The organism is Streptomyces sp. NPDC059455 (genome assembly GCF_042750115.1).
Classification (GTDB): domain Bacteria; phylum Actinomycetota; class Actinomycetes; order Streptomycetales; family Streptomycetaceae; genus Streptomyces; species Streptomyces endocoffeicus.
The window spans coordinates 51,100-64,021 of record NZ_JBHYVB010000040.1 but is presented as its reverse complement, the minus strand read 5'-3'; the positions used below and the strand labels follow the sequence as shown (position 1 = coordinate 64,021).

Sequence of the window (12,922 nt, the reverse complement as noted above, 5' to 3'; positions counted from 1 at the left end):
CGCGCCCCGCCCCCCACGAGTCGGGTCCCGCGCCCGTTCCGCGTCTTGACGGCACACCACACGCGGAGGTACCCAAACTAAAAGGTGTGCGCGGGGGTGCGCGGGAGGTGCGGCGTATGACGACGTCCGCGAGGCATGAGACCAGGGCGCTGCTGCGCGCCCATCTGGCGGCCGCCGTCGGCAACCGCCACTTCACCCGGCACTGTCCGATCTGCCATCGCCTGCTGCGGCTGGCGATGGAGCACTCGGCGGCCGACGAGGCGGGTGACGGGGCCGAACACGAGAAGCGCGAGGAGACGACGGCGGCCTCGCCACCGTCAACTCGGTAAGCCCTTACCGCGGTTGCCTTTTAGCGCAACCACTGGACACAGGGCAAGGGTTGGGAAGTGTGACGGGAGTCACCGAATGAGTTTCCGGAGTGAGGGAACTTACACCCCTCTCACCACAGGTCAATTTAATATGTGCAATTGCACCCTCTGTCCGTGACCCCCACGAGCCCCCCGAAAGCGCTCCGCGAGCTTCCCCGAGCCCCTTGCGGACCACCCCGCACAACCCGAACGATTGCGCTTCCAGGGGCACTTGAAGACCCCTGGAAGCACCCTCCGGAAGGCTGTCCCAGGGCATAAAAAGATCGCGCCGGACCCGGCGGAGTCCAGCGCGATCAACGACGCACCCATGTCGAGCGGTGGAGGGCCTGTTGGGGCAGGCACCCGTCGTGGTGGAGCCAATACAGGCGAAAACCGGGCTGGGGGGCCCGGAAATGCCCGGTTATGCGGTTGTTCAGCCCTCGCTGCGCTGCTGCGGGATGCCCGCAAGAAGAGCACGGACCTCCGCTTCGCGGTAGCGCCGATGCCCTCCGAGCGTGCGGATCGACGTGAGCTTGCCTGCCTTCGCCCAGCGAGTGACCGTCTTCGGGTCCACGCGGAACATCGTGGCAACCTCAGCCGGGGTCAGCAGCGGCTCGGCATCAGGGGTGCGAGCGGTCATGAGCGGCCTCCTCGGGAGAACCGAACCATCACGGTTCTTTCCTCTAAATTCTGCACCTTGACCCACGTTGCCCGAAATGGCGGACGCGGGCCGAGTCGGTTATAGGACGAACGGCTTGTCCTCGGCACTACAACTACACCATCTGTCCAGCCCCGTCGGCCAAACCGATGGAATTGCCCTCTCAGGTGACCAACCTCGACGGAAGCCGATGGACCATGCCATAGCGGACCGTCACACGGCCGTGACGATCAGTCACAACAGGATCAGGGGTCACCAGATCCGTCAAGGAGTGCAATACCGATGAATCCGCCCATAGTTGGGCGGAAGGAGTCCCTCCCGGACTCCTTGTCCTATTTTGACACGAGGGTGGGTGATTACCGCAAGGCCCGAAGTCAGTGCTTTAGGTCACGATTGAGGCAATGGCCCGGATCGGGACCTACGTCCCCTCTGTTCCGGCGAACCGCTCAACCGGTCGCCCGGCGCCCATTCGGCCGGGCGTTCAGCTCGCGCTCTGCCGCCCGCGGATCACGCTCCAGCGGTCGGTCAGCCGCTCGTACGCGACACCCGCACGCTCCCCGTCCCCGTCGCGCAGCGCCGCCAGACCCTCCGCCACATCCGCGGCCGAGTGGTCGTCCTCCAGCTGCCCGGCCGGCAGCGTGTGCACCAGGCCGCCGTAGTCCAGCTCGACCAACGACCGGGGGTGGAACTCCTCGAGCCACCGGCCGACGTCCACCAGCCCGTCGATCAGCGGCCCTTCGCCGAGAGCCTCCTTGAGCACCTTAAGCCCACGCGCCACCCGGCGCCTGGCCTGGACCATTGGGGTGCGGTAGCGGAGGATGAGACCGTCGTCACCCTTGGTGAACTCGCGCTCCTCGTCCCCGAAGAGCACGAACCAGCGCACCGGCACATGCCAGGTGGCCGAGCGGATCCACGGCCGGGCGTCCGGGTTGCGCTCCAGCCACCGCTCGAAGTCGGCCACCGCCTGCCGGCGCACCACCGGGGGCAGGGCCGCGTCCAGAAGGGGCCCGGGAAGGCGCTCCGGGAGCTCCTCCAGGGCCATCCAGCCCCTCAGCCGGGTACGCCACGGGCAGACACAGGTGACGCCGCCCACGAGCGCCACGAAGGCGTCCGCGCTCTCGTGCACCGGAACCGCCACCGGGGGGACCGGCAGCAGGTCAGCGAGCGAGCGGCGCAGCTCATCCTGCGCACCGGGCAGGTCGTCGCGCTTGGCATACCGAGCCCAGTGCGATCTCTCCGGCTCCGGGAACGCCGCCAGTGGCTCATAGACCCGGAGATACGCCGCGTACGGGACAATCACCGAAGACGCCAAGGTCACACGCGCTCCCTCAAGGCTGAGACCACCGCCAGGGGCTCCCTTACCCCCACCTGACGGCATCGTCCCATGCCCGGCGTACGGACTCGTCGGGGACATGGCCGATCCCCCCGGGCCCCAGGGCTTACCCTCTTGCCCACGGCCCTCCCCACCAGCCAGGAGGGCGTCTACCCCGACCTATGGGAGTCACCACCGTGACCGACGTACGTCACACCGTCAGCGCCGACGGTCCGACGGAGAGTCGCGTGCCGAACCCTCTCTCACCGCTTTCGACACTGTTCCGCTCCGATCTCGGCGGGCATGAGCAGGTGCTGCTCTGCCAGGACCGGGAGAGCGGCCTGAAAGCCGTCATCGCCATCCACTCCACCGCCCTCGGCCCGGCCCTCGGCGGCACCCGCTTCCACGCCTACGCCTCCGAGGAGCACCCCGAAGAAGCGGCGCTCCTCGACGCGCTCAACCTCGCCCGCGGCATGTCGTACAAGAACGCGCTCGCCGGGCTCGACCACGGTGGCGGCAAGGCCGTGATCCTCGGCGATCCCGAGGAGATCAAGACCGAGAAGCTGCTGCTCGCCTACGGCCGCTTCGTGGCCTCCCTCGGCGGGCGCTACGTCACCGCCTGTGATGTGGGCACCTATGTGGCCGACATGGACGTCGTCGCCCGCGAGTGCCCCTGGACCACCGGCCGCTCCCCCGAGAACGGCGGCGCCGGCGACTCCTCGGTGCTGACCGCCTTCGGCGTCTCCCAGGGGATGCGGGCGAGCGCCCAGGCGTCCTGGGGCGCGCCCACGCTGCGCGGCCGCCGGGTCGGCATCGCGGGGGTCGGCAAGGTCGGCCACCACCTGGTGGAGCACCTGCTGGAGGACGGCGCCGAGGTGGTGGTCACGGATGTGCGCACCGAGTCGGTGGACCGCGTGCTGGCCCGCCATCCCCGCGTCCAGGCGGTCCGGGACACCGAGGCGCTGATCCGCGCCGACCTGGACGTCTACGCCCCGTGCGCGCTCGGTGGCGCCCTGGACGACGCCACGGTGCCCGTCCTGACCGCGAAGGTGGTGTGCGGCGCGGCCAACAACCAGCTGGCCCACCCGGGCGTGGAGAAGGACCTGGACGGCCGCGGCATCCTCTACGCGCCGGACTACGTGGTGAACGCCGGTGGTGTCATCCAGGTGGCCGACGAGTTGCACGGTTTCGACTTCGACCGGGCCAAGGCCAAGGCGGCGAAGATCTTCGACACGACGTTGGCCATATTCGATCGGGCACAGACCGACGGCATCCCGCCCGCCGCGGCCGCCGACCGGCTGGCCGAGCACCGGATGGCGGAGGGCCATGACGCCTGAGCCGTGGCCTGGCAGATGCCACGGGCATGGGCCACGGGGCGCCCCAGGGCCGCTGGAAGCCTCTGAGAGCGTCTGAGGAGCGGTGTGAGGCGTGTGGACGGGCCGTGCGGGACCCCTTGCCGGAGGCGGCCGTACGGGGGGCGTGAGAGCCCCCTGGGAGCCATCGGAGAGAGATCCCTCACGGCCCGTCGGCGGGTCGGCGCACAAGACACGTTAAAATCGCAGCTGACCAGCGAGGAACGGGCTCCTCGCGGGTTCTGCCTCGTGGCACGTCGTGTGGGCGACGTACCGTATGGCCACAGAAGCAGGTACCGTTGAAGCCCTACGGACCGGTCTCTCTTTTGAGAGTCCGCTCCGATTTATGAACGTGAACGCGTGTCAAGACTCTGGGGCCGTCGAGCCCCGTCGTTGAGGGGGTCGAGCCATGGGGCGCGGCCGGGCCAAGGCCAAGCAGACGAAGGTCGCCCGCCAGCTGAAGTACAACAGCGGTGGGACGGATCTCTCACGCCTGGCCGAGGAGCTGGGCGCATCGCCAACGAATCAGCCGCCGAATGGTGAGCGGTTCGAGGACGATGAGCTGGACGACGACCCGTACGCACAGTACGCGGATCTGTACAACGGCGATGAGGACGAGGACGACGAACAGTCCGATCCGTCCCCGCAGCGTCGCCGCGCCTGAACCACACGTTCCAGGCGCTCGGCATATCGCCGCACACCTCCACCGGTCCGGGGTACCCGCCTCGGACCGGCTTCTGTGCTGTCCGCGCACACGGCGCGGCCATCTCAGCCCGCATGGTCACCGGTCAGCGTCACCGCTTCCGCGTCCCCGGCCGTGCGCTCGGTGATCTCACCGCTGACCCAGGCCTCGACGCCGCGGTCGGCGAGCGTGGTGAGTGCCACATCCACGGAGTCCGCCGGGACCACCGCCATCATGCCGACGCCCATGTTGAGGGTCTTCTCCAGCTCCAGGCGCTCGACCGAACCGGCCTCGCCGACCAGCTGGAAGATCGCTCCGGGGGTCCAGGTCGAGCGGTCCACGACCGCGCGCAGCCCCTCGGGGATGACCCGGGCGAGGTTGTTGGCGAGCCCGCCGCCGGTGATGTGCGAGAAGGCGTGCACCTCGGTGGTGCGGGTGAGGGCCAGGCAGTCCAGCGAGTAGATCCGGGTGGGCTCCAGCAGCTCCTCCCCCAGCGTCCGGCCGAGCTCCGGCACATCGCGGTCCAGCGCCCAGCCGGCCCGGTCGAAGAGCACATGGCGGACGAGTGAGTACCCGTTCGAGTGAAGTCCGGACGATGCCATGGCGATCACCGCATCACCCGTTCGGATGCGATCCGCGCCCAGCACCCGATCGGCCTCGACCACGCCCGTACCGGCCCCGGCGACATCGAAGTCATCGGCGCCCAGCAGCCCCGGGTGCTCGGCGGTCTCGCCGCCCACCAGGGCGCAGCCGGCCAGGGTGCAGCCCTCGGCGATGCCCTTGACGATGGCGGCGACGCGCTCCGGGTAGACCTTGCCGACGCAGATGTAGTCGGTCATGAACAGCGGCTCGGCACCGCAGACCACCAGGTCGTCCACGACCATGCCGACCAGGTCGCGGCCGATGGTGTCGTACACGCCCATCCGCCGGGCGATGTCCACCTTGGTGCCGACCCCGTCGGTGGCGGAGGCGAGCAGCGGACGCTGGTAGCGGGCCAGGGCGGAGGCGTCGAAGAGCCCGGCGAAACCGCCGAGGCCGCCCACCACCTCGGGCCGGCTCGCCTTCTTGACCCACTCCTTCATCAGCTCGACGGCGCGGTCGCCCGCCTCGATGTCGACGCCCGCGGCGGCGTAGGTGGACCCGGACTCGGACATGACGTTGAGATCTTTCGTGTCGGGGATAACGGGCAGGGCGGCGCTCAGGGACGGCGCAGGGCGTCGCCGCCGCCGACACCGGCGGTCAGCGTCGTCACACCGTCGGCGTCACCACTGCTCGGGACCTGGGTCTCGGACTCCAGGAGGTGCTTGCCCAGCAGCTCCGGATCCGGCAGGTCCATCGGGTACTCACCGTCGAAGCAGGCCCGGCACAGATTCGGCTTGGCGATCGTGGTCGCCTCGATCATGCCGTCGGTGGAGATGAACGCCAGAGAGTCGGCGCCCAGCGACTTGCCGATCTCCTCGACCGAGAGACCGTTGGCGATCAGCTCGGCGCGGGTGGCGAAATCTATGCCGAAGAAGCACGGCCACTTGATCGGCGGGGACGAGATCCGGATGTGGACCTCGGCGGCCCCGGCCTCGCGGAGCATCCGCACCAGGGCGCGCTGGGTGTTGCCGCGGACGATCGAGTCGTCGACGACCACCAGGCGCTTGCCCCGGATGACCTCCTTGAGGGGGTTCAGCTTGAGCCGGATGCCGAGCTGCCGGATGGTCTGCGAGGGCTGGATGAAGGTCCGGCCCACATAGCTGTTCTTGACCAGCCCGGAACCGTACGGAATCCCGCTGGCCTCGGCGTAGCCGACGGCGGCCGGGGTGCCGGACTCGGGCGTCGCTATCACCAGGTCGGCGTCGGCCGGGGCCTCCTTGGCCAGCCGGCGGCCCATCTCGACCCGGGAGAGGTACACGTTCCGCCCGGCGATGTCGGTGTCGGGGCGGGCCAGGTACACGTACTCGAAGACACAGCCCTTGGGGCGGGCCTCGGCGAAGGTGGTGGAGCGCAGCCCGTTCTCGTCGATGGCGACCATCTCGCCGGGCTCGATCTCACGGATGAAGGACGCGCCCACGATGTCCAGGGCGGCGGTCTCGGACGCCACCACCCAGCCGCGCTCGAGGCGGCCGAGGACCAGCGGCCGGATGCCCTGGGGGTCGCGCGCCGCGTACAGCGTGTGCTCGTCCATGTAGACGAGGCTGAAAGCGCCCTTGACCTTGGGCAGCACGACGGGGGCCGCCTGCTCGACGGTGAGCGGCTTGCCGTCCTCGTCCACCTGGCCCGCGAGCAGGGCGGTGACCAGGTCGGTGTCGTTGGTGGCCGCCACCTGGGTGGCCCGGCCGCCGTCGCGGGGCAGGGCCGCGACCAGCTCCGCCAGCTCGGCGGTGTTGACCAGGTTCCCGTTGTGGCCCAGCGCGATCGAGCCGTGGGCGGTGGCCCGGAACGTCGGCTGCGCGTTCTCCCACACCGAGGCTCCGGTGGTGGAGTAGCGGGCGTGACCGACCGCGATATGGCCCGTCAGGGAGCCGAGGGAGGTCTCGTCGAAGACCTGTGAGACCAGGCCCATGTCCTTGAAGACAAGAATCTGGGAGCCGTTGCTCACCGCGATGCCCGCGGACTCCTGTCCACGGTGCTGCAGTGCGTACAGCCCGAAATAGGTGAGTTTGGCGACCTCTTCTCCCGGTGCCCAGACTCCGAAGACGCCGCAAGCGTCCTGGGGGCCCTTCTCACCGGGGAGCAGGTCGTGGCTGAGTCGTCCGTCACCACGTGGCACGACATCGAGTCTAGGCCAGTTCAGCGGTGCGTCCGAACGAGGGACCCGTCAGGAGGGCGTAAGTCACATTCTCCGCGCCGCTCGCGGACCCCCGGGACCCGCGCCCGACCTGGGCACGGCCGGGGGCGGAGCCGCCCGTCCGAGGCGAGGATCACATCTGAGGCCCGTCAGCCGAGCACCGGGAGGTGGGCGGAGAGGTCGGCGCGGTCGCCACTCGCGGTCAGCGGCCCGGACTCCAGGGCCTCGGCCCAGGTCAGACGGCCCGTGGCGAGGCGGATCCAGGTCGGCGGATCGGTCTCGACGACGTTCGGCGGGGTGCCGCGGGTGTGCCGGGGGCCCTCGACGCACTGAATCACGGCGAACGGCGGGACCCGGACCTCGACCGAGCCGCCGGGCGCCTTCGCCGCGAGGGCGTCGGCGAGCACCCGGGTGGCGGTGGCCAGCGCCTGGCGGTCGTGCGGCACGGGGACGCCGGTGGCATCGGCCAGATCGTCGGCGTGGACCACGAGCTCCACACAGCGGGTGACCAGGTAGTCGTCCAGCCGCATCGCCCCGACGCGGGCGGCCAGCAGCCGGTCGGCGGGCGCGACGGCGGCCACCTCGGCGAACCGGGCCTCGGCGCGTTCCAGCAGCTCGCCCGGTTCCGCGTCCGCCGCGAGGGCGCGGGTCTCACCGTCGATCGAGCCCGAGTGCCCGGCCACCGCCGACGCCCAACCGGTGACGGTGACCTCGCGCGCGGGCGGCGCGGGCCGCTCCAGGAGCCGTACGACCGACGTCACGGCCATCGCCAGATGCGCGATCAGCTCCCGGACCGTCCAGTCGCCGAGCCGGGTGGGGGCGTCCAGGGCGGTCTCGTCCAGCCCCTCGGCCGCCTTCCGCACCTGCCGGAGCTGCGCGACCACGGCGGTCCTGGTCTTGGCGGGGTCATAGCTGCGGGCACGGGCACGAGGCGGCATGGCGCCGAGCCTATCGACAGCCCCGCGGGGCGGGCGGACGATGGACAGAAGGGGATAGAGAGGTATCAATCAGAATGAAAGGTGTGAATGACCATGGGCGAGCACCCCGATGCCGCCGTGGTGCGCCGCGCATGCGCCGCGTTCCAGGAGGGCGACCTGGACACCCTCTCCACGCTGCTGACGGCGGACGTCATGCAGCATGTGCCCGGTGACAACATGATCTCCGGACACCACAAGGGCCGGGACGCGTGTATGCGGCTGTACCGCACCGAGTTCGAGGAGACCGGTGGCACGCTGCGGGTCGATCTGGAGTCGGTGATGCCCGACGGGCGCGGTCATGTGATCTCCAGCCACCACGTGCGCGCCGAGCGGGGCAACCGCACGCTGGACATGAAGACCGGGCTGTTCTTCACCATCGTCGGCGGGAAGATCAGCGACATCGACCAGTGCGTCGAGGACATCGACGCCGCCAACGCCTTCTGGGGGAAGTGAGCCCCACAAGGTCCGAACGGACCGTACGGCCCGCTCCCCGACGTCAGGGGGCGGGCCGTACGGCATGCGTTCTCGGGCCAGTCCTCAGGCCAGTCCTCGGGCCGGTCCTCAGACCAGCAGACCCGGGATCGTCGCCTCGTACGACTCCCGCAGCTCGGCCAGCGGGATGGAGAACTGCCCCTGGACGTCGATCGCGTCCCCGTCGACCACGCCGATACGGGCCGCCGGAAGCCCCCGCGCCCCGCACATGTCGTTGAAGCGGACCTCCTCGCTGCGCGGTACGGCGACGATCGCCCGGCCCGCGGACTCGGAGAACAGCAGGACGAAGGGGTCCAGACCGTCGGGGACGACGATCCGGGCGCCCTTGCCGCCGCGCAGACACGACTCGGCGAGCGCCTGGATCAGACCGCCGTCGGACAGGTCGTGGGCCGCGTCCACCATGCCGTCACGCGAGGCCGAGATCAGGATCTCGGCCAGCAGCCGCTCCCGCTCCAGGTCCACCTTCGGCGGCAGTCCGCCCAGGTGGTCGTGGATCACCTGGGACCAGGCCGAGCCACCCAGCTCCGCCGTGGTGTCGCCCAGCAGATAGAGGAGCTGGCCCTCCTCCGCGAAGGCGATCGGGGTGCGGCGGGCCACATCGTCGATCACGCCGAGAACGGCGACGACGGGCGTGGGGTGGATGGCCACCTCCCCGGTCTGGTTGTACAGCGACACATTGCCGCCGGTGACCGGGGTGCCCAGGGTCAGACAGCCGTCCGCGAGCCCGCGGGTGGCCTCCGCGAACTGCCACATGACCGCGGGGTCCTCCGGCGAGCCGAAGTTGAGGCAGTTGGAGATGGCCAGCGGCTTGGCGCCGGACGCGGCCACATTGCGGTACGACTCGGCGAGCGCGAGCTGCGCCCCCGCGTACGGGTCCAGCTTGGCGTAGCGGCCGTTGCCGTCCGTGGCGACGGCCACGCCGAGGCCGGTCTCCTCGTCCACCCGGACCATGCCGGAGTCCTCGGGCTGGGCGAGGACCGTGTTGCCCTGCACGAAGCGGTCGTACTGATCCGTGATCCAGGACTTGGACGACTGGTTCGGGGAGCCGATCACCTTGAGGATCTGCTCGCGCAGCTCCTCCGCCGTGGCCGGGCGCGGCAGCTTGCCCGCGTCGTCGGCCTGGAGGGCGTCCTGCCACTCGGGGCGGGCGTAGGGGCGCTCGTAGACCGGGCCCTCGTGGGCGACGGTGCGCGGCGGGACGTCCACGATCTGCTCGCCGTGCCAGTAGATCTCCAGCCGCTCGCCGTCGGTGACCTCACCGATGACGGTGGCGATGACGTCCCACTTCTCGCAGATCTCCAGGAAGCGGTCGACCTTCTCGGGCTTCACGATCGCGCACATGCGCTCCTGCGACTCGCTCATCAGGATCTCCTCGGGGGAGAGCGAGGAGTCGCGCAGCGGCACGGTGTCGAGCTCGACCCGCATCCCGCCGGAACCGGCCGAGGCCAGCTCGCTGGTGGCGCAGGAGAGCCCGGCGCCGCCGAGGTCCTGGATGCCCTCGACCAGGTTCTCCTTGAAGATCTCCAGGGTGCACTCGATGAGCAGCTTCTCCTGGAAGGGGTCACCGACCTGGACCGCGGGGCGCTTGGCGGGCTTGCTGTCGTCAAAAGTCTCCGAGGCCAGCACGGAGACACCGCCGATGCCGTCCCCGCCGGTGCGGGCGCCGTAGAGGATGACCTTGTTGCCCGTGCCGGACGCCTTGGCCAGGTGGATGTCCTCGTGCTTCATCACACCCACGCACAACGCGTTGACCAGCGGGTTGCCCTGGTAGCAGGGGTCGAAGACGACCTCGCCGCCGATGTTGGGCAGGCCCAGGCAGTTGCCGTAGCCGCCGATGCCCGCGACCACGCCGGGCAGCACCCGCTTGGTGTCGGGGTGGTCGGCGGCGCCGAAGCGCAGCGGGTCCATCACGGCCACCGGGCGGGCACCCATGGCGAGGATGTCGCGGACGATGCCGCCGACGCCGGTGGCCGCGCCCTGGTAGGGCTCGATGTACGAGGGGTGGTTGTGCGACTCGACCTTGAAGGTGACCGCGTAGCCCTGGCCGACGTCGACCACACCCGCGTTCTCGCCGATGCCGACGAGCAGGGCGTCGTTCTCGGGGGCCTTCTCACCGAACTGCCGCAGATGGACCTTGCTCGACTTGTACGAACAGTGCTCGGACCACATGACGGAGTACATCGCGAGCTCGGCGCCGGTGGGGCGGCGGCCCAGGATGGCGCGGACGCGCTCGTACTCGTCCTGCTTGAGACCGAGCTCGGCCCAGGGCTGCTCGGCCTCCGGGGTCTGCGCCGCGTGCTTGGTGGTGTCCAGGGTCATGCGCTGACCAGCCTCTTGAGGATCGAGGTGAAGAATCCGAGACCGTCGGTGCGACCGGTGCCGATCAGCGGTTCGACGGCGTGCTCGGGGTGGGGCATGAGACCGACGACATTGCCCGCCGCATTGCAGATACCGGCGATGTCGCGGAGCGAACCGTTGGGGTTGAGCTCCTGATAGCGGAAGACGACGCGTCCCTCGGCCTCGAGTTCATCGAGGACGCGCTCATCGGCGACATAGCGGCCGTCGATGTTCTTCAGCGGGATGTTGATCTCCTGACCCCGCTCATAGGAGCGCGTCCAGGCCGTCTCCGCGTTTTCCACTCGCAACTTCTGATCACGGCAGATGAAGTGCAGATGGTTGTTCCGCAGCATCGCACCGGGGAGGAGATGGGTCTCGGTGAGTACCTGGAAGCCATTGCAGATGCCAAGCACCGGCATACCGGCCTTCGCCTGGTCGATCACCGAGTCCATTACCGGGGAGAAGCGGGAGATCGCTCCGGCCCGCAGATAGTCGCCATAGGAGAAGCCGCCCGGCAAGATCACCGCGTCGACCTGCTTGAGGTCCTTGTCGCGGTGCCACAGCGGTACGGCTTCCAGCCCGGCGGCGCGGACCGCGCGCTGGGTGTCACGGTCGTCGAGCGTGCCGGGGAAGGTGATGACTCCGACGCGTGCGGTCACGACTCCGCCTTCACGGCGGTAGCGTCGGCACCCTCGCCGGCCTCGACCTTTACGGAAAAGTCCTCGATCACGGTGTTCGCCAGAAAAGTCTCGGCGATCTGGTGGATACGGGCGAGGGCGGCGTCATCGACCGGGCCCTCCACCTCGAGTTCAAAGCGCTTGCCCTGGCGGACGTCGGCGATCCCCTCGAAACCGAGGCGGGGCAGTGCTCGCTGCACCGCCTGGCCCTGGGGGTCGAGGATCTCCGGCTTGAGCATGACGTCGACTACGACGCGTGCCACTGGCACTCCCGGTGGTGTGGTGCTGGTGCGTAAGGCGGTGCCCAAGCCTACCCCGGCCAAAAATCTACGCGAGTAGATATGCAAGGGTTCGGTCACGTTTAAGCATCGTCGGTGGCAACTGACGGGGAAAGGTCGGGGAAAAATGTACGGTCCCGATCACGGCGTGACACGCGGATGGAATTACTGGGGTTCACAATGCAATGCCAGTCACTGTACAAATGAAAAAGCATTGTTGGACACAACTGGACAGCTGACATCTTTGCACGTCAACGCAACGATGCAGCCCGAAAGGACCGATATCCGTGGCGCAGCGCGTAGTAGTCACGCTCTCCGACGACCTCGAAGGAGGCGAAGCGGAAGAGACGGTCACGTTCGGACTCGACGGCAGGTTGTACGAGATCGACCTCAACTCTGCCAATGCGTCGAAACTGCGCGACGCTCTCGCACCGTACGTGGAGGCCGGCCGCAAGCGGGCCCGCTCGGGCAAGACGTACCGGCGCACCGCCGTCGCCCCGGACCCGGCCGCGGTGCGCGCCTGGGCCCGGTCGAACGGCATGGAGGTGCCTCCGCGCGGCCGGATCCCCAAGAAGGTCTACGAAGCCTTCGACGAGTCGGCCTGAGGCGACCGTTCATCCGAGGCACCCGTTGAGGCACCCGTTCAGCCGAGTTGCACACCACCCCGGGTGGTCCGCTAAAGTCTGGAGCACGCCGAGGGGCGAGGCCGAAAGGCCGAAACCCCGAGGAAGACACCATGCGGGTGTAGCTCAGTAGTAGAGCGCCCCCTTTCCAAGGGGGAGGCGCAGTGTGCGATCCCTGTCACCCGCTCTCATCGCCTATCGGCGTCCTCTTGACGAGGATCAGGTAGAGTGATGCGCGCGCCGATCGGTGAAAGCCGGTCGGAGGCATGCGGACGTGGCTCAGTTGGTAGAGCATCACCTTGCCAAGGTGAGGGTCGCGAGTTCGAATCTCGTCGTCCGCTCCAGATCTGAGGCGGCGGGGGCGGTGAGCAGGGGCGCGCGGGAGATTGGGGGGGTGGGACAGCACCACGG

Annotated in this window: 13 protein-coding genes and 2 tRNA genes; 7 read left to right on the top strand and 8 right to left on the bottom strand. The window is 69.1% G+C overall.

Going from position 1 to position 12,922, the window contains the following annotated elements; genetic code table 11:
• Positions 1-116 precede the first annotated feature (116 nt).
• Positions 117-329, top strand: coding sequence for a DUF6274 family protein (locus tag ACFXB5_RS17030; RefSeq protein ID WP_385208181.1), 213 nt, complete (start codon positions 117-119; stop codon positions 327-329).
• Between the two features lie 451 nt (positions 330-780).
• Here ACFXB5_RS17030 and bldC read toward each other — a convergent pair whose 3' ends face one another.
• Complete coding sequence (gene bldC / locus ACFXB5_RS17025; protein WP_020869672.1) at positions 781-987, bottom strand: developmental transcriptional regulator BldC; 207 nt, start codon at positions 985-987, stop codon at positions 781-783.
• A 499-nt stretch (positions 988-1,486) separates the two neighbouring features.
• Positions 1,487-2,323 (bottom strand): hypothetical protein, encoded by an 837-nt coding sequence (locus ACFXB5_RS17020; RefSeq protein ID WP_385208178.1) that lies wholly within the window; start codon positions 2,321-2,323, stop codon positions 1,487-1,489.
• A gap of 176 nt (positions 2,324-2,499) precedes the next feature.
• Between ACFXB5_RS17020 and ACFXB5_RS17015 the strand changes: the two genes are divergently transcribed.
• Together ACFXB5_RS17015 and ACFXB5_RS17010 are read left to right on the top strand one after the other, a co-directional pair.
• Entirely contained in the window at positions 2,500-3,654 is a 1,155-nt protein-coding gene (locus tag ACFXB5_RS17015; RefSeq protein ID WP_385208176.1) for a Leu/Phe/Val dehydrogenase, read from the top strand.
• Positions 3,655-4,078: 424 nt separating this feature from the next.
• The gene (locus ACFXB5_RS17010; RefSeq protein ID WP_385208173.1) at positions 4,079-4,333 is read left to right on the top strand and encodes a DUF3073 domain-containing protein; all 255 of its coding nucleotides are present in this window, start codon (positions 4,079-4,081) and stop codon (positions 4,331-4,333) included.
• Between the two features lie 104 nt (positions 4,334-4,437).
• On the opposite strand, the gene purM is transcribed toward ACFXB5_RS17010, so the two are convergent.
• From purM to ACFXB5_RS16995, 3 genes are all read right to left on the bottom strand, one after another.
• Positions 4,438-5,505: a phosphoribosylformylglycinamidine cyclo-ligase gene (gene purM, locus ACFXB5_RS17005; RefSeq protein ID WP_385208170.1), complete on the bottom strand. Its 1,068-nt coding sequence runs from the start codon at positions 5,503-5,505 to the stop codon at positions 4,438-4,440.
• 44 nt (positions 5,506-5,549) lie between these two features.
• A complete protein-coding gene (gene purF / locus ACFXB5_RS17000; RefSeq protein ID WP_385208167.1) occupies positions 5,550-7,109 on the bottom strand; it encodes an amidophosphoribosyltransferase in 1,560 nt (519 codons plus the stop codon).
• Positions 7,110-7,276: 167 nt separating this feature from the next.
• Positions 7,277-8,065 carry a sterol carrier family protein gene (locus ACFXB5_RS16995; protein WP_385208164.1) on the bottom strand — a complete coding sequence of 263 codons (789 nt, stop codon included), beginning with the start codon at positions 8,063-8,065 and terminating at the stop codon, positions 7,277-7,279.
• Positions 8,066-8,158: 93 nt separating this feature from the next.
• On the opposite strand from ACFXB5_RS16995, the gene ACFXB5_RS16990 reads away from it, so the two are divergent.
• Positions 8,159-8,557, top strand: a complete 399-nt coding sequence (locus ACFXB5_RS16990; protein ID WP_385208161.1) for a nuclear transport factor 2 family protein — start codon at positions 8,159-8,161, stop codon at positions 8,555-8,557.
• A 108-nt stretch (positions 8,558-8,665) separates the two neighbouring features.
• Here ACFXB5_RS16990 and purL read toward each other — a convergent pair whose 3' ends face one another.
• From purL to purS, 3 genes are read right to left on the bottom strand one after another with little or no spacing between them, the layout of a single operon-like run.
• The gene (gene purL, locus ACFXB5_RS16985; protein ID WP_385208158.1) at positions 8,666-10,915 is read right to left on the bottom strand and encodes a phosphoribosylformylglycinamidine synthase subunit PurL; all 2,250 of its coding nucleotides are present in this window, start codon (positions 10,913-10,915) and stop codon (positions 8,666-8,668) included.
• A complete protein-coding gene (purQ, locus tag ACFXB5_RS16980) occupies positions 10,912-11,592 on the bottom strand; it encodes a phosphoribosylformylglycinamidine synthase subunit PurQ (RefSeq protein WP_020869681.1) in 681 nt (226 codons plus the stop codon). The genes purL and purQ overlap by 4 nt, the downstream gene beginning before the upstream one ends.
• Positions 11,589-11,879, bottom strand: coding sequence for a phosphoribosylformylglycinamidine synthase subunit PurS (gene purS, locus ACFXB5_RS16975; protein WP_121825304.1), 291 nt, complete (start codon positions 11,877-11,879; stop codon positions 11,589-11,591). Before purS ends, purQ begins: the two co-directional genes overlap by 4 nt.
• A 296-nt stretch (positions 11,880-12,175) precedes the next feature.
• On the opposite strand from purS, the gene ACFXB5_RS16970 reads away from it, so the two are divergent.
• The 3 genes from ACFXB5_RS16970 (at position 12,176) to ACFXB5_RS16960 (ending at position 12,855) form a co-directional block, all read left to right on the top strand.
• A complete protein-coding gene (locus ACFXB5_RS16970; protein ID WP_020869683.1) occupies positions 12,176-12,493 on the top strand; it encodes an Lsr2 family protein in 318 nt (105 codons plus the stop codon).
• 133 nt (positions 12,494-12,626) lie between these two features.
• Positions 12,627-12,698, top strand: a tRNA-Gly gene (locus tag ACFXB5_RS16965).
• Between the two features lie 81 nt (positions 12,699-12,779).
• A tRNA-Gly gene (locus ACFXB5_RS16960) sits at positions 12,780-12,855 on the top strand.
• The last annotated feature ends 67 nt before the right edge of the window (positions 12,856-12,922 follow it).